The 21954-nt window shown below is 64.8% G+C and carries 22 protein-coding genes; 14 read left to right on the plus strand and 8 right to left on the minus strand.

Annotation, left to right across the window (positions count from 1 at the left end; translation table 11 throughout):
- On the plus strand, positions 1-403 hold a 403-nt coding region (locus A9973_RS00310), incomplete at its 5' end, for an IS3 family transposase (protein WP_183011801.1).
- Positions 404-550: 147 nt separating this feature from the next.
- On the opposite strand, the gene A9973_RS00315 is transcribed toward A9973_RS00310, so the two are convergent.
- From A9973_RS00315 to argE, 5 genes are all read right to left on the minus strand, one after another.
- Complete coding sequence (locus A9973_RS00315; RefSeq protein WP_183011802.1) at positions 551-1099, minus strand: acyloxyacyl hydrolase; 549 nt, start codon at positions 1097-1099, stop codon at positions 551-553.
- A 259-nt stretch (positions 1100-1358) separates the two neighbouring features.
- Positions 1359-2234, minus strand: coding sequence for an acetyl-CoA carboxylase, carboxyltransferase subunit beta (gene accD / locus A9973_RS00320; RefSeq protein ID WP_183011803.1), 876 nt, complete (start codon positions 2232-2234; stop codon positions 1359-1361).
- A gap of 35 nt (positions 2235-2269) precedes the next feature.
- Positions 2270-3133, minus strand: a complete 864-nt coding sequence (trpA, locus tag A9973_RS00325; protein ID WP_183011804.1) for a tryptophan synthase subunit alpha — start codon at positions 3131-3133, stop codon at positions 2270-2272.
- A gap of 3 nt (positions 3134-3136) precedes the next feature.
- A complete protein-coding gene (gene trpB, locus A9973_RS00330; protein ID WP_183011805.1) occupies positions 3137-4336 on the minus strand; it encodes a tryptophan synthase subunit beta in 1200 nt (399 codons plus the stop codon).
- 127 nt (positions 4337-4463) lie between these two features.
- On the minus strand, positions 4464-5615 hold the full coding sequence (gene argE / locus A9973_RS00335) for an acetylornithine deacetylase (protein WP_088587970.1): 1152 nt from the start codon (positions 5613-5615) through the stop codon (positions 4464-4466).
- A gap of 133 nt (positions 5616-5748) precedes the next feature.
- On the opposite strand from argE, the gene A9973_RS00340 reads away from it, so the two are divergent.
- Positions 5749-7062, plus strand: coding sequence for an MFS transporter (locus A9973_RS00340; protein ID WP_183011806.1), 1314 nt, complete (start codon positions 5749-5751; stop codon positions 7060-7062).
- A gap of 41 nt (positions 7063-7103) precedes the next feature.
- On the opposite strand, the gene A9973_RS00345 is transcribed toward A9973_RS00340, so the two are convergent.
- On the minus strand, positions 7104-9398 hold the full coding sequence (locus tag A9973_RS00345) for a bifunctional (p)ppGpp synthetase/guanosine-3',5'-bis(diphosphate) 3'-pyrophosphohydrolase (protein ID WP_183011807.1): 2295 nt from the start codon (positions 9396-9398) through the stop codon (positions 7104-7106).
- A gap of 106 nt (positions 9399-9504) precedes the next feature.
- On the opposite strand from A9973_RS00345, the gene A9973_RS00350 reads away from it, so the two are divergent.
- Both A9973_RS00350 and A9973_RS00355 read left to right on the plus strand, forming a co-directional pair.
- Positions 9505-10338: a zinc-dependent peptidase gene (locus tag A9973_RS00350; RefSeq protein WP_183011808.1), complete on the plus strand. Its 834-nt coding sequence runs from the start codon at positions 9505-9507 to the stop codon at positions 10336-10338.
- Positions 10335-10844 carry a flavodoxin family protein gene (locus tag A9973_RS00355; RefSeq protein ID WP_183011809.1) on the plus strand — a complete coding sequence of 170 codons (510 nt, stop codon included), beginning with the start codon at positions 10335-10337 and terminating at the stop codon, positions 10842-10844. The genes A9973_RS00350 and A9973_RS00355 overlap by 4 nt, the downstream gene beginning before the upstream one ends.
- Before the next feature lie 78 nt (positions 10845-10922).
- Here A9973_RS00355 and A9973_RS00360 read toward each other — a convergent pair whose 3' ends face one another.
- Both A9973_RS00360 and pncB read right to left on the minus strand, forming a co-directional pair.
- A complete protein-coding gene (locus A9973_RS00360; protein ID WP_169273743.1) occupies positions 10923-11273 on the minus strand; it encodes a RidA family protein in 351 nt (116 codons plus the stop codon).
- A 72-nt stretch (positions 11274-11345) separates the two neighbouring features.
- Positions 11346-12521: a nicotinate phosphoribosyltransferase gene (pncB, locus tag A9973_RS00365; protein ID WP_183011810.1), complete on the minus strand. Its 1176-nt coding sequence runs from the start codon at positions 12519-12521 to the stop codon at positions 11346-11348.
- Positions 12522-12678: 157 nt separating this feature from the next.
- Here pncB and fdxA point away from each other — a divergent pair, with 157 nt between their 5' ends.
- From fdxA to A9973_RS00415, 10 genes are all read left to right on the plus strand, one after another.
- Entirely contained in the window at positions 12679-13002 is a 324-nt protein-coding gene (fdxA, locus tag A9973_RS00370; RefSeq protein WP_006218015.1) for a ferredoxin FdxA, read from the plus strand.
- A 49-nt stretch (positions 13003-13051) separates the two neighbouring features.
- Positions 13052-13852, plus strand: a complete 801-nt coding sequence (locus A9973_RS00375) for a ferredoxin--NADP reductase (protein WP_183011811.1) — start codon at positions 13052-13054, stop codon at positions 13850-13852.
- A gap of 212 nt (positions 13853-14064) precedes the next feature.
- Positions 14065-15291, plus strand: coding sequence for a polyhydroxyalkanoate depolymerase (locus A9973_RS00380; protein WP_183011812.1), 1227 nt, complete (start codon positions 14065-14067; stop codon positions 15289-15291).
- A gap of 113 nt (positions 15292-15404) precedes the next feature.
- The gene (rsxB, locus tag A9973_RS00385) at positions 15405-16052 is read left to right on the plus strand and encodes an electron transport complex subunit RsxB (protein WP_183011813.1); all 648 of its coding nucleotides are present in this window, start codon (positions 15405-15407) and stop codon (positions 16050-16052) included.
- On the plus strand, positions 16049-16684 hold the full coding sequence (nth, locus tag A9973_RS00390) for an endonuclease III (protein ID WP_183011814.1): 636 nt from the start codon (positions 16049-16051) through the stop codon (positions 16682-16684). Before rsxB ends, nth begins: the two co-directional genes overlap by 4 nt.
- A 353-nt stretch (positions 16685-17037) precedes the next feature.
- Complete coding sequence (locus A9973_RS00395; RefSeq protein WP_183011815.1) at positions 17038-17811, plus strand: ABC transporter ATP-binding protein; 774 nt, start codon at positions 17038-17040, stop codon at positions 17809-17811.
- Positions 17808-18518, plus strand: coding sequence for an ABC transporter ATP-binding protein (locus A9973_RS00400; RefSeq protein ID WP_006223796.1), 711 nt, complete (start codon positions 17808-17810; stop codon positions 18516-18518). Before A9973_RS00395 ends, A9973_RS00400 begins: the two co-directional genes overlap by 4 nt.
- Before the next feature lie 61 nt (positions 18519-18579).
- Positions 18580-19794, plus strand: a complete 1215-nt coding sequence (locus tag A9973_RS00405) for an ABC transporter substrate-binding protein (protein WP_183011816.1) — start codon at positions 18580-18582, stop codon at positions 19792-19794.
- 101 nt (positions 19795-19895) lie between these two features.
- The gene (locus A9973_RS00410; protein WP_183011817.1) at positions 19896-20783 is read left to right on the plus strand and encodes a branched-chain amino acid ABC transporter permease; all 888 of its coding nucleotides are present in this window, start codon (positions 19896-19898) and stop codon (positions 20781-20783) included.
- Positions 20780-21763, plus strand: coding sequence for a branched-chain amino acid ABC transporter permease (locus tag A9973_RS00415; RefSeq protein ID WP_183011818.1), 984 nt, complete (start codon positions 20780-20782; stop codon positions 21761-21763). Before A9973_RS00410 ends, A9973_RS00415 begins: the two co-directional genes overlap by 4 nt.
- Positions 21764-21954 lie beyond the last annotated feature (191 nt).

Genomic DNA, 21954 nt, shown 5'->3' on the forward strand with positions numbered 1-21954 from the left:
CAACGGCGAGATCGTGGCCTACGAAACCAGCCGACGACCGGTGTTCAAGCTCGTGGGCAGCATGTTGAAAAAGGCGCTGGCTCGGCTACGTCCGGCAGACCGCCCCGTCCTGCACTCCGACCAGGGATGGCAGTACCAGCAGCCCAACTACCGTCGCATGCTCGCCGCCCGGTCAGTGACGCAGAGCATGTCACGCAAGGGAAACTGCTTGGACAATGCCGCCATGGAGAGCTTCTTCGGGACGTTGAAGGCCGAGTTCTTCCACCTGAACCGCTTCGAGAGCATCGACCAGTTGCAGGTGGGCATCAGGCAGTACATCCGTTACTACAATCACGACCGCATCAAGCTCAAGCTAAAAGGCCTGAGCCCGGTGCAATACCGAGCTCAGGCCTTCGGGCTTTAGCTTCTGACCGTCCAACTTCTGGGGGTCAGTTCACGTGATGGGGGCTTTTTTTTGCCTGGCGCCAGTGATGCCCATCGCCTGAGCCCCTGTGCCGGGCCAAAAAAAAGCCCTCGCGATCGAGGGCTTCGAGATACCGCCAGCTAGTGCTCAGAATTGGTACGTGTACGTCAGCTGAACTATGTCCAGGCCCGGATTCGGGCGCTTGATGCTGGCGTTGGAGAAGTGCGAATAGCGCACGCCGATGCGGTTGTTCGGGGTCAGCAGAAAACCCATGCCGATGTGATCGCCGAACTGGAACGCCGTGCTGATGTTCTCGTTCGCGAAGCGCGTGCTGGAGAATACCGTCGCACCGATGCCGGCCTCGAGATAGAAGCGTTCACCCGTCCACCAACGGAACATCGGGATGGCGTTCAATTGCCAGACATGGCCCGGCGAACGCGAACCGTCCGCCCACCAGTAGGACGCGCCGAGCTCGGGCGTCAGGTCCAGGCGGCCCCAATTGCCGCCGAACTGGTAGGTCCAAACAGAAGGCGTTTCGTAGTTCAGCGTGAAGCGCTGATAATGGTCGCCAATGCCGTAATGCATACTGACGCCGCCTTGCGTGCCCTCTGAGGATTGCGCACTAGCCAAGGTGGCAGCGCCGGCAAGAGCCAAACCGACAAGGCCCGTGAGCATTTTCTTCTTGGTCGACAGCATAGATAACTCCGTGGATTTCAGGTCTAACCGGCAACATATCAAAATCCGGGCCGCATGGCTTGACGATTGTCGCAATATGGCAACAATCAGTCGTGGAAAACACTGTTCCGAAAAACGCACTCACATTCGATACAAACCCGGTCCGGCCCGAAACGAATATTCATGACGCGCCAATGAAAATGCCGCCGCCGGCCTAAGGCCCGCGACGGCTTTTTTTCGGGGCGGGTTGCGTGGAAAGACGCGCGCCCGAACCCGGCGATCAGGCAGTAACGACGTCCGCCGGCTGGTTGGTCAGCAGCGCCAGCAGACGGGCGATTTCCTCGCGCAGCTGACGGCGGTCGATGACCATGTCGATGGCGCCCTTCTGCAACAGGAACTCGGCGCGCTGGAAGCCTTCGGGAAGCTTCTCGCGCACGGTCTGTTCGATCACGCGGGGGCCGGCAAAACCGATCAGCGCCTTGGGTTCGGCGATGACCACGTCGCCCATGAAGGCGAAGCTGGCCGACACGCCGCCCATGGTGGGATCGGTCAGGACGCTGATGAACGGCAGGCCCGCCGCCGAAAGGCGGGTGAGCATGGCGTTGGTCTTGGCCATCTGCATCAACGACAGCAGGCTTTCCTGCATGCGCGCGCCGCCAGAGGCTGCCACGCAGATGAAGGGCGTCTTGTTGTCCAGGGCGGCCTGGGCACCGCGCGCGAAGCGCTCGCCCACCACCGATCCCATCGACCCGCCCATGAATTCGAATTCAAAGCAGGCCAGAGTCGCAGGCACGCCGCGGATCGAGCCGCTCATGACCACCAGCGCATCGGATTCACCGGTTTGCTTGACGGCCTCTTGCAGGCGTTCCGGGTACTTGCGGGTGTCTTTGAACTTCAGCGTGTCCACGGAGCGCGTGTTCTGGCCGATTTCGACCCGGCCTTCCATGTCCAGCAGCGAATCGATGCGGGCGCGGGCCCCGATGCGCATGTGGTGGTCGCACTTCGGGCACACGTGCAGGTTGGCCGCCAAGTCTTCGCTGTACAGCACCGATTCGCACGACGGGCATTTCACCCAAAGGCCTTCCGGAACGCGGCGCGCGCCGCTGTCGCTGGTTTTATTGATGCGAGGAGGCAGGAGTTTTTCGATCCAGCTCATTGATGTTTCATCCCGTATGAGGTCGCGCCCGCCGTTCAGGCCGACGCGTCTTCTCGTTTTACTTGATCCAGCGCTTGCCGGATGGTGCGCAGCCAGCCGCTGGCGGCGGTGACTGCAGCGTCGGTTTTCTGGGCAGCCGGGGCGTCAGCCGCCGCCTGCTCCATCGTTTCAATCAGTTTGCTGCCGATGACCACCGCGTCGGCCACGCGCGCCACGCGCTGCGCGCTTTCGGCGTCGCGGATGCCGAATCCGACACCCACCGGGATGTCGCGCACATGGCGGCGGATGACGGCCACGCGCTCGGCGACGTCGTCGGTGTTCAGCGAACCCGAGCCCGTGACGCCCTTGAGCGACACGTAATACACGTAGCCGCGCGCGACTTCCGCCACGGCCCGGATCCGGGCCTCGGTGGAGGTGGGGGCCAGCAGGAAAATGGGGGCAATGCCGTGTTCGCCCAAGGTCGCGGCGAACTCGATGACTTCTTCAGGCGGATAGTCCACGACCAGCACGCCGTCCACGCCCGCCTTTTCGGCGTTGACCGCGAATGCGGTCTGGCCCATGCGTTCGATCGGGTTGGCGTACCCCATCAGCACCACCGGGGTGGAGGTGTCGCGTTGGCGGAATTCGGCCACCAGTTCCAGCACGCGGGTCAGGCCCACGCCCTGCGCGATGGCGCGGTCGGCCGCGCGCTGGATCACCGGGCCGTCGGCCATGGGATCCGAGAACGGCACGCCCAGCTCGATCACGTCGGCGCCGGCTTCCACCAGTGCGTGCATGAGGGGAACGGTGGCGGCAGGCGAAGGATCGCCTGCCGCGATATAGGGGATCAGCGCCGCGGCACGGCCGGATTCGGCGGTGCGCGCAAAGGCGGCGGCGATGCGATCAGTGCGAGTAGTCATGTATTAGAGCTCGATACCGGCACGTTCGGCGACGGTATGCATGTCTTTGTCGCCACGGCCCGACAAGTTGACCAGGATGACCGCGTCGCGCGGCAGCGTGGCGGCCATCTTCGCGGCTTGCGCGATGGCGTGCGACGACTCCAGCGCAGGCATGATGCCTTCGATGCGGCAGCAGTCGTGGAACGCCTTCAAGGCCTCTTCATCGGTGATCCCCGCGTATTCCGCGCGGCCGGTGTCTTTCAGCCAGGCGTGTTCGGGGCCGACGCCGGGGTAGTCCAGACCGGCGGAGACGGAATGCGTTTCCTGGACCTGGCCGTCGGCGTCCTGCATGACGTAGGTGCGGTTGCCGTGCAGCACGCCCACCTGGCCGGCGGCCAGCGATGCGGCGTGCTTGCCGCTGTCCATGCCCTCGCCTGCGGCTTCGACGCCGATCAGGCGCACGTTCTCGTAGGGGATATAGGGATGGAAGATGCCCATGGCGTTGGAGCCGCCGCCTACCGCCGCCACGACGTAGTCGGGCTGGCGGCCGATGGCCTCGGGCATCTGCGTCAGGCATTCGTTGCCGATGACGGTCTGGAAGTCGCGCACCATGCGGGGATAGGGGTCGGGACCCGCCACCGTGCCGATGATGTAGAACGTGTTTTCGATGTTGGTGACCCAGTCGCGCATGGCTTCGTTCAGCGCGTCTTTCAAGGTGCGCGAACCGGAAGTGACCGGCACCACCGTGGCGCCCAGCAGCTTCATGCGATAGACGTTCGACGCCTGGCGGCGGATGTCTTCGCTGCCCATGTAGACCACGCATTCCATGCCGTAGCGGGCCGCCACCGTGGCGGTGGCCACGCCGTGCTGGCCGGCGCCGGTTTCGGCGATGACGCGGGGCTTGCCCATGCGCTTGGCCAAGAGGGCCTGGCCGATGCAGTTATTGACCTTGTGCGCGCCGGTGTGGTTCAGGTCTTCGCGCTTGAACCAGATCTGGGCGCCGCCCAGCTGTTCCGACCAGCGGCGGGCATGGTAGACCGGGCTGGGCCGGCCGACGAAATGCTTGAGTTCGTAGTTGAACTCTTCCAGAAAGGCGGGGTCGACACGGTAATGGTCATAGGCGGCACGCAGCTCGTCGAGCGCGTGCATTAGCGTTTCCGCCACAAAAACACCGCCATAAGGGCCGAAATGGCCCTTGGCATCCGGAAAGTCGTAAGGTTTCACCAAGCATCTCCCCCGGTATCGCGGCAGACCACTGCCGGCCGCAAATCCGGTTTGCAACCCGTCATTTTACCTGACCCGGGCCCGGCCGGGGCGGGAAGTCCCCTGCCCGGCCGCCCCCGCCCGGCGCCTAAAGCGATTGGCCCAGGCGGCGCAGGAAGGTCTCGCACGAGGCCATCTGGTCCAGGGCGACGTATTCGTCGGGCTTGTGGGCCTGTTCGATGTGGCCGGGGCCGCAGACGACAGTGGGGATGCCGATGCCCTGGAACAGGCCGGCCTCGGTGCCGTAGGCCACTTTGCGGGTGGTCCGGTCTTCGGTCAGCGCGCGCACCAGCTGGGTGATGGCGGCTTCCTCGGAGGCTTCCAGGGCGGGTGCGGCGGCGCCGGTCTCGATTTCGATGCTGGCGCCGTCGAATTCGGCCTTCATGCGCGGCAAGAGCTCATCGCGCACGTATTTTTCGACTTCCGCCTGGATCTCGTCGGGCTGCATGCCCGGCAGGTTGCGGAATTCGTAGGTGAATTCGCACAGTTCGGGAATGGTGTTGACCGCGATGCCGCCACGGATCTGGTTGGTGGTCATCGTGGAGAACGGCACGTCGTAGAACTGGTCGTACGGGCCGTTGGCCTTGAAGCTGTCGGCCAGGTCGCGGATGCGGCAGATCAGGCGGGCGGCGTATTCGATGGCGTTGCAGCCGCGCGGGGTCAGGGACGAGTGCGCCGCCTTGCCATGCACCTTGCAGCGGAACAGGTTGATGCCCTTGTGGGCCACGACCACCTGCATGCCGGTGGGTTCGCCCACCACGCAGCCTTCGGGGCGGATGCCGCGCTCGAGCAGGTCGGCCAGCATGTACGGCGCGCCGGCGCAGCCGACTTCCTCGTCATAGGAGAACGCCAGGTGGATCGGCTTCTTGCGCGGCATGGCCAGGAATTCCGGCACGAGCGCCAGCGATCCGGCGATGAACCCCTTCATGTCGCAACTGCCGCGCCCATAGAGCAGCCCGTCTTTCTCGACGAGCTTGAACGGGTCCGTGCTCCAGTCCTGGCCATCCACGGGCACCACGTCGGTGTGGCCCGACAGGACGATGCCGCCCTGCTGGTTGCCGTCTTGCGCCGGCAAGGTGGCGAACAGGTTGGCCTTGGTGCGCTCGGGGTTGTGCGCCAGCCATGCATCGACGCCCTGGCCTTTGAGCCAATCGCGGACGGTTTCGATCAGGGCAAGATTGGAATTGCGGCTGGTGGTATCGAAACCCACCAGCGTTTCCAGCCAGGTGCGCGCGTTCATGTCACTTCTCTTTTGGGGAAAAGCAGAAGTGTAAAGCCAGGAAGCGCCCGCGTCTTGGACGGCATCGGGCGCCGTTCACGGGTTAAGCGCCTAGAATGGCGCCCGGATCGGAAAATGCCCCCAAGGAGAAATCGTGCAGCACAAAGCAGTCCCCACACGCAACATCGTGGCCGCAGTGATAGGCAACGCCCTCGAATGGTATGACTTCCTGGTGTTCGCGTTCATGACGCCGATCATCGCCAAGCTGTTCTTCCCCACCGACCCCAACCTGCCCGGCAGCGAGCTGAACGCCATCCTGATGACGACGGCGATCTTCGGCGTCGGCTTCTTCATGCGCCCCGTCGGCGGCATCATCCTGGGCCTGTACGGCGACAAGAAGGGCCGCAAGGCCGCGATGGTGATGGTGACGTCGCTGATGGCCGTGTCCATCGCGCTGATCACGGTCGCCCCGACCTATCACGCCGCCGGCATCCTGGCCCCGATCTTCATCCTGATCGCGCGCCTGTTGCAAGGTTTCTCGGCGGGTGGGGAGTTCGGCACCTCCACGGCACTGCTGATCGAAATGGCCCCCAACGGCAAACGCGGCTTCTACGGGTCGTGGCAGATGGCCGGACAGATGCTGGCGCTGCTGATCGGCGCCGCCTGCGGCACGCTGATCACCGAGTTCTTCACGCAGCAGCAGATCGCCGACTGGGCCTGGCGCCTGCCGTTCGCCTTCGGTCTGGTGATCGTTCCCATCGCGATCTATATCCGCCGGAACATCGACGAGACCGAAGTCTTCAAGCAGATGCAGGAAGAGGACCGCCAGGCCGCCGCGCGCGGTGAAGTGCAGCGCCTGAGCCTGGTCCAGATGATCAAGACCCACACCCGCGAGACGATGATCGGCGTGGGTCTGGTCGTGACCGCCACGGTGTCCATCTACATCACCTTCACGTACCTGGTGACGTATTCCACGCAGATCCTGAAACTGCCGATGAAGGACACCTTCATGGTGCAGATGGCGGGCGCGGCGCTGATGGTGCTGATGACCCCGTTCATGGGCGCCTGGTCGGACCGCATCGGCCGCCGCCCGCTGGTGATCGGTTCGCTGATCGGCTACCTGATCGTGCTGTACCCGCTGTACCACTGGCTGTCGGACGCGCCGTCGATCGGCCGCCTGCTGACGGTGCAGATCGTGGTGTGCTTCTTCGTGTCGGCCTTCTTCGGCGTGTTCAGCACGGTGATGGCGGAACTGTTCCCGGCGCGCGTGCGCTCGGTGGGCCTGTCCCTGGCCTATAACGTGGCCGTGATGATCTTCGGCGGCTTCGCGCAGTTCATCGTGACGTGGCTGATCAAGGTCACCGGTTCGCCGATGGCGCCGGCCTACTACGTGATGTTCGGCGTGGCGCTGGGCCTGGTCGCCGCGTTCTTCATGCGCGACCGCGCGCACGAGAACCTGGACCACTGAAGCCTGATCCCCCACGGCCGCCCGGCCCTGGGGGTGTCGTCCTAGCGGCGCGCCGCCGAGGACACGCCGGCCACTTCGGCCAAGGCGTCCAGCGCGCGGGCGAGCGATTCGCCCCCGCGCACTTCCACCGTGAACACCATATGAGCCAGCGACTGCTTGCTCTGCGTGTTCACGCCCACCACGTTCAGGCGCAACCGCGCAAAGACCTCGGACAGGTCGCGCAGCAGGCCGGGCCGGTCGTGCGCGCGCACGCTGATGTCCACCGGATAGAAATTGTCCGAGGTCTCGCCCCAGGCCACTTCGATCACGCGTTCCGGTTCGCGGGCGGCCAGCGCCAGGTAGCTGTGGCAGTCGCTGCGGTGGATGGACACGCCGCGCCCCCGCGTGACGAAGCCGGCGATGGCGTCCGGCGGCGCCGGGCGGCAGCAGCGCGCCAACTGCGTCAGCAGCGACCCCACCCCCACCACCAGTACGCCGCTCTTGCCGCTTTTCTCGGCGCTGCCCGAGCCCGCATGGCGCAACGCCGCCGGTTGCGGTTCGACGGCCGGCCCCGGCTGCTGGAAGACGCTGTCGATCTGGCGCAGGCTGAACTCTTCCTTGGCGGCCGCCACGTACAGGTCGTCGGCGCGGGCGAAGCCCAGGTTCTGCGCCAACTGCTCCAGGTTGACCGCCGTCTTGCCCAGCCGCTGCAATTCCTTTTCGACCAGCGCCTGCCCTTGCGTGATGCGCTGCTGGAGTTCGATGGCGTTGAACCACATCCGCACCTTGGCGCGCGCGCGCGGGCTGGCCAGGAACCCCAGCTGGGGGTTGAGCCAGTCGCGCGACGGCCCGCCGGACTTGGCGGAAATGATCTCGATGGTCTGTCCGGTGGACAGCCGCGTCTGCAGCGGCACCATCTGCCCGTCGACGCGGGCGCCGCGGCAGCGGTGGCCCAGGTCGGTATGCAAGTGATAGGCGAAGTCCACCGGCGTGGCGCCGGCGGGCAACTCGATCACCCGCGCCTGCGGCGTCAACACGTAGATGCGCTCGTCGGTGTGCGCGGGCGCCGTGACCACATTGCGGTTCTTGCCCGGCCCTGATCTGGTTGAGGCAGGTTTGGCGGACTCCGGCTTGGCCGCGTTGGCGCCCGGCTCGCTACCGCCTTCGACATCGCTGTTCCAGGCCAGCAGCTGGCGCATCCAGGCCAGTTGGCGGTCGTATTCGCTGGAGGCCGCCACCTGGCCACCCTTGGCGCCGGCCTCTTTGTAGCGCCAGTGCGCAGCCATGCCGTATTCGGCGAACTGGTGCATCTCGCGCGTGCGGATCTGCACCTCGAACGGCCTGCCGTCGTCGTCCGCCACGACCGTGTGCAGAGAACGGTAGCCGTTGGGCTTGGGCCGCGAGATGTAGTCGTCGAACTCGTCGGACAGCGGCGTCCACATTTCGTGCACCAGGCCCAACGCCGTATAGCAGGCGCGTACGTCGTCGACGATGATGCGCAAGGCGCGCAGGTCGTACATCTGGGCGAAGTCCAGGCGCTTGACGCGCATCTTGTTCCAGATGCTGTAGATGTGCTTGGGCCGGCCGCTGACCTCGGCCTCGATCCCCGCTTTGGACAAGGCGGTCTGCAGGCGGTCGATGGCGCCCGCGATGAAGGCTTCGCGCTCGACGCGCTTTTCTTCCAGCAAGCGGGCGATCTGCTTGTAGCGGTCGGGCTCCAGGAAACGGAAGGCCAGGTCTTCCATTTCCCATTTAATCTGCCAGATGCCCAGGCGGTTCGCCAGCGGCGCGTACAGGTCCAGCGTTTCGCGCGCGAAGGCGATGGAGCACGGGGCCTTGCTTTCGGCGTGCCAGCGCAAGGTGCGCAGCCGGGAAGCCAGCCGCATCAGCACGATGCGCAGGTCGGCCGCCATCGCCAGCAGCATCTTGCGCTGCATTTCCTTCTGCGAGCCGCTTTCGGCCTCGGCATCGCTGGCCTGGCGGGCCACGACGCCCAGGCGCAGCAGCGCGCGGGTGCCCTGGACCAGCCGCGCGACTTCGGCGCCGAACGCGGTGGCGACGGGGTCGTTGCGCAAGGCCGGCGCGGGCGCCATCAAGTCGGTGGGCAAGGCGGCCAGCAGCGCCGCGGCACGCGTGGCGGCGTCGGTGTGCAGGGCCGCCAGGATGCGGACCACGCCGGCGCCGTGGCTGGCCAACGGCTCGCCCGTCAACGCCTGCTGCCCTTCGAAACGGGGGATGGCCCAGGCGACGGCCTGGTCGATCAGCGCCATGCCGTCGGCATCCAGGCCCGCCCCTACCTCCTGCCGCCAGGAAGCGTCGAAAGGCGAAGGCGCGTCGAGAACAGGCGGGGCGGACATGACGGGTGTCGAGCGGGATCGGGTTGAGATTCCCGACACTCTACACTAGGGCTTGCAAGCCCTGAATCCCCCGCCTTATCCCGATATATAGAAGGAACCCAAGCTTATGTTGCGCTGGCTCAAGGGCCGGGGCGCCCGCGCGTCCGAGGTGGCCGAGATGCAAGCCCGCATCTCGCCCGAACTCTGGCGGCAGGTGCTGGATGCCCACCCTTTCCTGGCGGCGTTGAACGCCGGCGAAACCGCCCAATTGCTGGCACGGTCGGCCTGGCTGCTGGCCAGCAAGACCATCAATGGCGCGCAGGGCCTGGAAGTCTCGGACTTCATGCGCCTGTCCATCGCCGCGCAGGCCAGCCTGCCCATCCTGAACCTGGCGCCCGAGCTCTATGAAGGCTGGGACGAAATCATCGTCTACCCCGCCAGCTTCCGCATCCCCCGCTCGCGCCAGGACGACGACGGCGTGGTCCACGAATACATCGAGGACGCGGCCGGCGAAGCCTGGGAAGGCGGCCCGCTGGTGCTGTCCTGGGAAGACACGCAGCTGTCGGACGGCGGCTTCAACGTCGTCATCCACGAGTTCGCCCACAAGCTGGACCTGCGCTCGGGCTTCGCCGACGGCATGCCGTCGCTGGGCGCCCACCCGGACTTGAAGCCCCAGGCCTGGCGCCGCATCCTGGACGACAGCCTGGACCGCTTCATCGCCGCGCTGGACGCGGTCGAAGCGGCCATCCCGCCCGACGTGGACCCCGAAAGCGAGGACGCGGACGCCTGGTACGGCCGACTGCCGATGGACCCGTACGCCGCCACGGACGAAGCGGAATTCTTCGCCGTCAGCTCGGAGCACTTCTTCGTGGACCCCGCCCCCATGCAGCAGGCGCTGCCCGAATGGTATGGCTTGCTGCGGGCGTACTACCGGCAGGACACCCTGGAACGCTACGCATGAAGCAACTGCTGATCGTCTGGCATTCGCGCACGGGCGCGGCCCGGCAGATGGCCGAAGCCGCCGCCCGGGGCGCCGCGGACGCCGCGGCGCAACTGGAGCAGGCGGACGAATTGCGCATCGGACTGCAACGCGCGGCCGACGTCGGGGCCGACGCCTTGCTGGCCAGCCAGGGGTTCCTTTTCTGCGCGCCGGAAAACCTGGCCAGCCTCAGCGGCGAAATGAAGGAATGCTTCGACCGCAACTACTACGCCGTGCTGGACCGGATCCAGGGCCTGCCCTATGCCTGCGCGATCAGCGCCGGCAGCGACGGCGCGGGCGCGGCGCGGCAGGTCGAACGCATCTGCACCGGCTGGCGCCTGAACCCGGTTGCCCCGCCCCTGATCATCAAGCTGGGCGCGCAGACGGCCGAACAGATCCTGGCGGATAAAACGGTGCCCCCGGAAGATCTGGGCCGATGCGAAGCGTTGGGCGGGCTACTGGCGGGGATCGTGCTGATGGGGGGATGACGGGCCATCCGTTGACCCTGCCCCAAAAAAAAGCCCTTCGGCATGCCGAAGGGCTTTTCGCTTGCAGGCGGATATCGCTCAGACGGCGGCCGTCACGACGATCTCGACCTTGAAGTCCGAATTGGCCAGGCGGGCTTCGACCGTGGCGCGCGGCGGCGAATTGCCGTCGGCGACCCAGGCGTCCCATGCCTTGTTCATGCCATCGAATTCCTTCATGTTGGCCACGTAGATCTGGGCCATCAGGATCTTGGTCTTGTCGGTGCCGGCTTCGGCCAGCAGGCGATCGATCGTTGCCAGCACTTGCTCGGTCTGGCCGGTGATGTCCAGCTTGGCATCGTCAGGCACCTGGCCTGCCAGGTACGCGACGCCGTTGTACACGGCCATGTCCGACAGGCGCTTGGCGACGTGGAAGCGCTTGATGCTGCTCATGAATATTCCCCTAGAGTCGAGTGGGTTGGGTGGATCAATACAAGGAAACCCGCAATTTACCCCGAGCCGCCCTCAGGCGGGAGGCAACTGGAACACCTGGCGCAGGTAGGCCAGGTACGCGGGATCGTCGCACATGGTTTTTTCCGGCGCGTCGGACACCTTGGCCACCGGCTGGCCGTTGCAGCGGACCATTTTCATGACGATCTGCAGCGGTTCGTGGCCCAGGTCGTTGGTCAGGTTCGTGCCGATGCCGAACGACACCTTGCAGCGCCCGGCAAACTGGCGGGCCAGTTCGATGGCGCGCGGGAACGTCAGCGAATCCGAGAACACCAGAGTCTTGGCGCGGGGGTCCACGCGATTCTTGCGGTAGTGTTCCAACAGGCGCTCGCCCCAGACGAAAGGGTCGCCGGAGTCGTGGCGCGCACCGTCGAAGAGCTTGCAGAAATACATGTCGAAATCGCGCAGGAAGGCATCCATGCCGTAGACGTCCGACAGTGCGATACCGAGGTCGCCACGATATTCCTTGGCCCAGACCTCCAGCGCGTACACCTGCGAATCGCGCAGGCGCGGGCCCAGCGCCTGGCAGGCCTGCAGGTACTCGTGGCCCATCGTGCCCAGCGGCAGCACTTCATGCTGCTTGGCCAGCAGGACGTTGCTGGTGCCCGCGAAATGCGGGCCCATCTGCGCCTTCATGGTGGACACGACTTCCTGGTGCCAGACTTTCGAGAAGCGGCGGCGCGTGCCGTATTCGGCCACGCGGAAATCGGCCAGCGCCGGGTCGTCCAGCACCAGGTGCATCTTGGACTGCAAGCGTTGGCGGCCTTCTTCCCAGTCGGGATTCTTGCGCGTGTTGCGGAAATAGACCTCGTTGACGATGGCCAGCACCGGGATCTCGAACAGGATCGTGTGCAGCCATGGGCCCTTGACCTCGATCGAGATCTCGCCGGGCGCGTCGCCTTCGCTGATATGGATGCAGCGCTCGGGCATATGGAACAGCCCAAGGAAATCAACGAAGTCGCTCTTGATGAAACGCAAGCTGCCCAGGTAATCCAGTTCGTCCTGCGTGAAGCGCAGCTGGCACAATTGGTGCACTTCTTCGCGGATTTCATCCAGATAGGGGCGCAGGTCGGCCCCGACAGTGCGGCACTTGTAACGGTACTCGACCTGTGCAGCGGGGAACTGATGCAGCACCACTTGCATCATGCTGAATTTGTACAGATCGGTGTCGAGCAGCGAAGTGATTATCATGATTGCGCGTTTCGTTTCGCGACACCATAGCATAGAGGGCCGGGGGGTTCAGGGCGATGGGCCACGATGTCAATACGGGTATTACCGGCACATCCGGCCCGCATTGGGTAAAATCCGGCCAACAAGACACAAAAGCCGCCGATCCCGGAGTTCCTGAATGACCCACGTTGTCACCGAAAACTGTATTAAGTGCAAGTACACCGATTGCGTTGATGTGTGCCCGGTGGACTGTTTTCGTGAGGGTCCGAACTTCCTCGTGATCGATCCGGACGAATGCATCGACTGCGCCGTCTGCATCCCGGAATGCCCGGCCAACGCGATCTACGCCGAAGAAGACGTGCCGCAGGACCAACTGAATTTCATCGCGCTGAACGCCGAACTCTCCCCCGAGTTCGCCAGCATCAGCCGCGCCAAGAAGCCCCTGCCGGACGCCGACGACTGGAACGGCAAGCAGGACAAGCTGCAATACCTGGAAAAATAATCCGCGGCCGCTGGCCGCCGCCTGGCGGCCGGCATCGTGCGATGCCCCGATGACCGACGACTCCAAATACACGCGCCAGACCGTAACCCAGATCCATACCTGGGTGCCCGACAAGCTGTTCTCCGTGCGCGTGACGCGCGACGACGCGTATGCGTTCCTGCCGGGCCAGTTCGCCCGGGTCGGTTTACCCGGCGCAGACGCGCCCGACGGCCCGCCCACCCTGTGGCGCGCCTATTCCATGGTGTCGGCGCCGCACGAGTCCGGGCTGGAGTTCTATTCCATCGTGGTCCCCGACGGCCTGTTCAGCCCGCGCATGGCGCAATTACGCCCGGGCGACGCGCTGTACGTGGAAAAGACGCCCTACGGCTTCCTGACGCTGGAACGCTTCGCCCCGGGCGGCGACCTCTGGCTGCTGGCATCCGGCACCGGCCTGTCCGCCTACCTGTCCATCCTGCGCGACCCGGCCACTTGGCGCGCCTTCCGCCGCATCATCCTGGTGCACGGCGTGCGCACCGCGGCAGAGCTGGCCTACCGCGAAGAGATCGAGTCCTGGGGCCAACGGCCCGAGCTGGCCGACCTGTCCGCGGCCGATCCGCAAAAGCTCGTCTACCTGCCCATCGCCACCCGCGAGCCCCTGCCGGGCATGCCGCAAGCGCGCCTGACCACGCTGATCGCGGACGGCCGGCTGGAGCGATTGGCGGGGCTGCCGCTGGATCCCGAGCACGCGAAGATCATGCTTTGCGGCAACCCTGACATGCTGGCGGACGCCCGCAAGCTGCTTGGCGAACGCGGCTTCAAGCCGGGCCGCCGGGGCATTCCCGGCAATCTGGCGGTTGAGAATTACTGGTGATCCCGCACGGCCAGGCGTAGTGCAGATATCCTCCGTTTGGTCTCTGGGCAGCGCAAAAAAACGCCCTAAACTGGTGCTTAATGGGATGACGGGTCTCTTTTTAGCAACAGAATCCCGGTTTTTGCCGCAGTTTCTTTAGGCTGATTGGATATATCTTTAGTCCTCGGCGCAATAATCGGGGCACACGCACGACCCAGAAGGACTTCCCCCAAATGCTGTACCAATTGCACGAAATGCAGCGCGCCTTCCTGACTCCGTTCGCTGCATTCACGGATGCCGGTTCCCAGCTGTTCTCCAGCCCCTACAGCCCCCTCGCCTATACCCCGATTTCCCGCCAGATGGCTGCCGGGTACGAGTTGATGACGCGAATCGGCAAGGAATACCAGAAACCCGCCTGGAATCTTCCCGAGACCCGGATCAACGGCAAGGCCGCACGCGTCACCGAGTCCGTGGCGCTGGACAAGCCCTTCTGCCGCCTGGTGCACTTCCACCGCGACGTGCGCGCCGCTGGCCGCGACGACCCCAAGGTCCTGCTGGTCGCCCCGCTGTCGGGCCACCACGCCACGCTGCTGCGCGACACGGTGCGCGCCCTGCTGCCCGACCACGACGTCTACGTGACGGACTGGGTCGATGCCCGCATGGTGCCCCTGGCCGCCGGCCCCTTCCATCTGAACGATTACGTGCGCTACGTGCAGGATTTCATCCGGCACCTGGGCCCGGACGTGCATGTGATCTCGGTCTGCCAGCCGACCGTGCCGGTGCTGGCCGCCGTCTCGCTGATGGCCACCGCCAACGATCCCTGCCAGCCGCGCAGCATGGTGATGATGGGCGGCCCCATCGATCCTCGCCAGTCCCCCACGCAGGTGAACCGCCTGGCCACGACCAAGCCCTATTCGTGGTTTGAAAGCCAGGTGATCCACCCGGTGCCGCCCCGCTATCCGGGCGCCGGCCGCAAGGTCTACCCGGGCTTCCTGCAGCACGCCGGGTTCATGGCCATGAACCCGGACCGCCACATGAAGTCGCACTACGAGTTCTACCTCGACCTGCTGCGCGGCGACGACAGCGACGCCGAAGCGCACCGCCGCTTCTACGACGAATACAACGCCGTGCTGGACATGCCGGCCGAGTTCTACCTGGACACGATCCGCATGGTGTTCCAGGACTTTTCGCTGCCCAACGGCACGTGGGAAGTGGACGGCCAGACCGTGCGCCCGGCCGATATCAAGCAGGTCGCCCTCTTCACCATCGAAGGCGAACTGGACGATATCTCGGGGCAGGGCCAGACGCGCGCGGCCATCAAGCTGTGCAAGAACATCCCGGCCGAACGCAAGACGCACTACACCGCCCCCAACTGCGGCCATTACGGGATTTTCTCGGGCCGCCGGTGGCGCGAAATGATCTGTCCTAAAATTGCCGAATTCATCCGGCAATCGGCTTGACCACAGCCTAGCGCCGTCCGGCATGTGACGCGCGGGCCCCGCCCGCGCGCCCCTCAAGCCAGATCCGTATTCCACGGGGCCCGAGTGGCCCCTTTTTCTTTTATTGGCCTTACATGTCCTGTCGCTCACTTGCCGACCGCATCGACGCCTTGCTGCCCCAGACGCAATGCACCAAGTGCGGCTATGACGGCTGCCGGCCCTATGCCGACGCCATCGCCGAAGGCGCAGCCCCGATCAACCGCTGCCCGCCCGGCGGCGACGACGGCATCGCCGCGCTGGCGGCATTGCTGCAGACGCCGCCCCTGCCGTTGGATCTGGACCGCGGCGAACCCGGTCCGCTGCTGGTCGCACGCATCGACGAATCCCATTGCATCGGCTGTACGCTGTGCATCCAGGCCTGTCCGGTCGATGCAATCGTGGGCGCCAACAAGCACATGCACACGGTGCTGGCCGACTGGTGCACCGGCTGCGACTTGTGCGTGGCGCCCTGTCCGGTCGATTGCATCCAGATGGTGCCTGCGGGGCGCGCCTGGAGCGCGCAGGACGCCGCGGTCAGCCGGCAGCGCCACCGCAGCCACGCGAGCCGGACGGAACGCCTGGCGGCCGACAACGCGCGCCTGATGGCGCCAGAGGCACCCGCTCAGGATGAATCCGCTCAGGCGGCCCCCGTCGCCGACGCGCAAGGCGAAGACCGCAAGCGTTCCGCCATTGAATCCGCGCTGGCCCGCGCCCGGGCCCGCCGCAATCCGACGCAGTCATGAACGCAGCCAAACGCCGAGAGATCTTCGCCCGCCTGCAGGCGGCCAACCCGCACCCCACCACCGAACTGGAATACGACAGCCCGTTCCAATTGCTGATCGCCGTGCTGCTGTCGGCGCAAGCTACCGACAAATCGGTCAACATCGCCACGCGCAAGTTCTTCCCGCAATACGGCACGCCCCAAGCCCTGCTCGCGCTGGGCGAAGAAGGTCTGACCGACTACATCAAGACGATCGGCCTGTTCCGCACCAAGGCCAAGAACACGATCGCGACCTGCCGGATCCTGATCGAGCACCATGGCGGCGAAGTGCCGCAAACCCGCGAAGCGCTGGAGTCGCTGCCCGGCGTGGGCCGCAAGACGGCCAATGTGGTGCTGAACACCGCTTTCGGCCAACTCACCATGGCCGTGGACACGCACATCTTCCGCGTCTCCAACCGCACCGGCATCGCCCCCGGCAAGAACGTGCTGGAAGTCGAAGAGAAACTGGTGAAATTCGTGCCGCGCGAATACATGCAGGACGCCCACCACTGGCTGATTCTGCTGGGCCGTTACATCTGTGTCGCGCGCAAACCGAAATGCCCGCAATGCGGCATATCGGACCTGTGCGAATTCAAACAGAAAACGCCCGCGTGAATCCCGCGCCCGGAATATTGCGGGATTATTTCATCGCGTGGAAAACCGGGTTTCCCCTCGCCGAAATTGCATGACGCGTTAGTATCGATCAACGCGCATTTGCTGCAACGCATTGGATAGGGAAAAGGGTTTTCCCGCCCTGTGGGGCCCGTATTGTCGGCCTGCCGACAATTCGCCATGCGGCACTGCAAAACCTATGTAAAACCCTCATGGAATTTTGATAAAGAGGTCCGCATACTCGCCGGCAACTCATCGGAAATCAGCGAACAACCGCTGTATTTCACGACCCCGCGGGGGGCCTGTCGCAATGACGTCAGGTGGAGACCATAAAAATCAACGCCGGTGCAGCGGACATGGATGACACAATCCTGGAGACAAAAGGCCTCACCAAGGAGTTCCGCGGATTCGTCGCGGTCAATGGGGTCGATTTGCGTATCAAGCGGGGCGAGATTCATGCCTTGATCGGGCCTAACGGCGCGGGCAAGACCACTTGCTTCAACCTGCTTACCAAGTTCCTATCTCCCACTTCGGGAACGATCAAATTCAACGGCATCGACATCACCGGTGATCGCCCCGCGCAGATCGCGCGGCGCGGCGTCATCCGCTCGTTCCAGATTTCGGCGGTGTTCCCTCACCTGACCGTGCTTGAGAACGTGCGGATCGGCTTGCAGCGCAAGACCGGCCTGTCGTTCCATTTCTGGAAAAGCGACAAGCGCCTGGCGGCACTGAACGAGCCCGCCCGCGCGCTGCTTGAACAGGTGGACCTGGGCGCCTTCGCGGACGAGACCACGGTGAACCTGCCCTACGGCCGCAAGCGCGCGCTGGAGATCGCGACGACGCTGGCAATGGAACCCGAACTGATGCTGCTGGACGAGCCCACGCAGGGCATGGGCCACGAAGACGTGCACCGCGTCACGCAGCTGATCAAGCGCGTCAGCGCCGGGCGCACGATCCTGATGGTCGAGCACAACATGAACGTCGTGTCCTCCATCGCCAACACCATCACGGTGCTGGCGCGCGGCTCGGTGCTGGCCGAAGGAACGTACGCGGAAGTCTCGCGCCATCCGGCCGTGATGCAAGCCTACATGGGCACCACTGACGGCGAACTTCAAGGAGCGCATGCATGAGCACCCCGGCACTCGAAATTTCGGGCTTGCAAGCCTGGTACGGGGAATCGCATATCCTGCACGGCGTGGATATGCGCGTGGGGCAAGGCGAGGTCGTCACGCTGCTGGGCCGCAACGGCGCCGGCCGCACCACCACGCTGCGGGCCATTCTTGGCCTGACGGGATCGCGCAAGGGTTCGGTGCGCATCCATGGCACCGAGGCCATCGACCTGCCCACCTACAAGATCGCCCACCTGGGTGTGGGCTATTGCCCGGAAGAGCGCGGCATCTTCGCCAGCCTGTCTTGCGAAGAGAACCTGCTGCTGCCCCCGGTCGTGGGTTCGCTGGGCGGCGGCATGTCGCTGGCCGAGATCTACGACATGTTCCCCAACCTGCAAGAGCGCCGGAATTCGCCCGGCACGCGCTTGTCGGGCGGCGAGCAGCAAATGCTGGCGGTGGCGCGCATCCTGCGCACCGGCGCCAACCTGCTGCTGCTGGACGAAATCTCCGAAGGCTTGGCGCCCGTCATCGTGCAGGCGCTTGCCCGCATGATCACGACGCTGAAGCAGCGCGGCTACACCATCGTCATGGTGGAGCAGAACTTCCGCTTCGCGGCTCCGCTGGCCGACCGCTTCTATGTCATGGAGCACGGTCAGATCGTCGAGCATTTCGAAGCGGCTGAACTTTCAGAAAAACAGGACACGCTCAACGAGTTGCTGGGCGTCTAAAACAACCTGTCATCCGCCGGATCTCCGGCAACACTACACCGTAGGGAAGAGGAGTCATCCCATGAAGCTGCACACCATCACTGCTGCACTGGCCATGGCGGGCCTGGGATTTGCAGGGGCCACCGCCCACGCGCAAGGTATCTCCGACGATGTCATCCGCATCGGCTTCATCACCGACATGTCGGGCGTGTATTCCGACATCGACGGCAAAGCCGGTCTGGACGCGATCCGCATGGCGATCGAAGACGCCGGCGGCTCGATCAACGGCAAGAAAATCGAAGTGGTCTCGGCCGACCACCAGAACAAGGCCGACGTCGCGTCGGCCCGCGTGCGCGAATGGTTCGACGAACAGAAGGTGGACGTCATCATCGCCGGCACGAACTCGTCGACCAGCCTGGCCATGGCCGGCGTGGCCGCAGCCAAGAAGAAGCCCTTCATGGCAATCGGCGCGGGCGCTTCGGACCTGACCAACGCGCAATGCTCGCCCTACACCGTGCACTATGCCTACGACACCGTGGCCCTGGCGCGCGGCACCGGCTCCGCCGTCGTGAAGGACGGCGGCAAGAGCTGGTTCTTCCTGACCGCCGACTACGCCTTCGGCCATGCGCTGGAGCGTGACACGATGGCTGTCGTCAAGGCCGCGGGCGGCGAAGTGAAAGGCCAGGTGCGGGCGCCGCTGGGCGCTTCGGACTTCTCGTCCTTCTTGCTGCAGGCGCAAGCCTCCAAGGCGCAGATCCTGGGTCTGGCCAACGCCGGCGGCGACACCATCAACGCGATCAAGGCCGCCAATGAATTCGGCGTGACCAAGACCATGAAGATGGCGGGCCTGCTGGTCTTCATCAACGACGTGCACGCGCTGGGCCTGCAGGCAACGCAGGGCATGTACTTGACCGACGGCTGGTACTGGGACCAATCCGACGCTTCGCGCGCCTGGTCCAAGAAGTTCGAAGCCAAGGTCGGCCGCAAGCCGTCCATGCTGCAGGCGGGCGACTATTCCGCCCTGACCTTCTATCTGAACGCGGTCAAGGCCACCGGCACGGACGACGGCGATGCCGTGATGAAGTGGATGAAGTCCAACAAGGTCAACGACTTCTTCGCCCAGGGCGGCTACGTGCGCGAAGACGGCCGCATGATCCACGACATGTACCTGATGCAGGTCAAGACCCCGGCCGAATCCAAGGGCCCGTGGGACTACTACAAGGTCGTGGCGACGCTGCCCGGCGACGAGGTCTACACCAAGTTGTCCGAGTCCACCTGCAAGCTGGTCAAGAAGTAATCCACCGGCTTATGTGACCCCGAGGTGTGGCCAGGCGCAAGCCGCCGCGGCCGCACCTTGAATTTGCTCGCTTCCATCCGTACGCGCAGGATTTTCACAAGATGACTGACCTTTTCGGCATCCCTATACAGGCCTTGTTCGGCCAGCTATTACTGGGCCTGGTCAACGGTTCCTTCTATGCCATGCTGTCGCTCGGGCTTGCCGTTATCTTCGGGCTGCTGAACGTCATCAACTTCGCGCACGGCGCGCTCTACATGCTGGGCGCGTTCATCGCCTGGATGGGGCTGTCGTACCTGGGGTTGAACTACTGGGTCATGCTGATCCTGGCGCCGCTCGTCGTCGGGCTATTCGGCATCCTTATCGAGAAGCTGCTGCTCAAGCATCTGTACAAGCTTGACCACTTGTATGGTCTGCTGCTCACCTTCGGATTGACCTTGCTGATCGAGGGGCTGTTCCGCAGCTTCTACGGCGTGTCGGGCCAACCCTATCCCACGCCCGACGCCTTGCGCGGCGCGACCAACCTGGGCTTCATGATCCTGCCGAACTACCGCGGCTGGGTCGTGGCGGCGTCGCTGGTCGTGTGCCTGGCGACCTGGTTCGTGATCGAACGTACCCGCCTGGGCGCCCTGCTGCGCGCCGGCACCGAAAACCCGCGCCTGGTCGAGGCCTTCGGCGTGAACGTGCCCCGCATGATCACGCTGACCTACGGATTCGGCGTGGCGCTGGCGGGCTTTGCCGGCGTGCTGGCCGCGCCCGTCCTGCAGATTTCCCCGCTGATGGGGTCCAACCTCATCATCGTCGTGTTCGCCGTGGTCGTGATCGGGGGCATGGGGTCCATCATGGGCGCCATCGTGACCGGTCTGGGCCTGGGCGTGATTGAAGGACTGACCAAGGTGTTCTGGCCCGAAGCCTCCAGCACCGTGGTGTTCATCATCATGGCCATCGTTCTGTTGATCCGCCCGGCCGGGCTGTTCGGAAAAGAAAAATGAATCGTCAACTCCTGGGCTATGCGGTCCTGGCCGTCGTGGTGGCCGCTCTACCCTTTCTCGGGGTGTATCCGATCTTCGCCATGAAGATCATGTGCTACGCGCTTTTCGCCTGCGCGTTCAACCTGCTGCTGGGCTTTACCGGGCTGCTGTCCTTCGGGCACGCCGCCTTCCTGGGCAGCGCGGCGTACGCCGCCGGCCATGCGATGAAGGTCTGGGGCCTCCCCACCGAAATCGGCCTGCTGTTCGGCGTGGGCGTGGCGGCGCTGCTGGGCTTGGCGATGGGTGCCATCGCCATTCGGCGCAGCGGCATCTACTTCGCGATGATCACGCTGGCGCTATCGCAGATGGTGTTCTTCTTCTTCCTGCAGGCCAAATTCACGGGCGGCGAAGACGGCCTGCAAAGCGTGCCGCGCGGCACCCTGCTGGGGCTGGTCGACCTATCCAAGGACATCAACCTGTACTACCTGGTGATGGCCATCTTCATCATCGGCTACTTCATCATCTGGCGCACGGTGAACTCGCCCTTCGGGCAAGTGCTGCAGGCGCTGCGCGAAAACGAGCCGCGCGCCATTTCGCTGGGCTACGACGTAGACCGGTTCAAGCTGCTGGCTTTCGTGCTGTCGGCCGCGCTGGCCGGCCTGGCGGGCGCCACCAAGACGCTGGTGTTCGTGTCGGCCACGCTGTCGGACGCCACCTGGCAGATGTCGGGGCTCGTCATCCTGATGACGCTGATCGGCGGTCTGGGCACGTTGACGGGGCCGATCCTGGGCGCCTTCATCGTGGTGCTGCTTGAGAACAAGGTCGGCGATTTCGGCCAGATGATGGCCAACCTGACCGGCGTGGACTGGTTCCTGCGCCTGGGCGAATCCGTCACCATCGTGATCGGGCTGATCTTCGTGATCTGCGTGCTGGCTTTCCGCCGCGGCATCGTGGGCGAAGTCGGCGCCTTCATCGACCGCCGACGCGCCGCCCGCGCCTGACGGGCAGACGCTGGCCACCCCATACGGGGACTCCGACGGGGCCGCACCATGCGGCCCCGCTTGCTTTTGGCCGGCGGCCAAGCACCCGTACAATAAAACGCACCCAATCAAACAGGTGCCTGACCATGCGCAACCCGCATCCCCTCGCCCCCGTCTACGGCGCCCTGGCGCTGGCCGCGGCCCTCTTGGCC

It is taken from the genome of Achromobacter sp. UMC46, assembly GCF_014170335.1.
Lineage (GTDB): Bacteria > Pseudomonadota > Gammaproteobacteria > Burkholderiales > Burkholderiaceae_B > Achromobacter.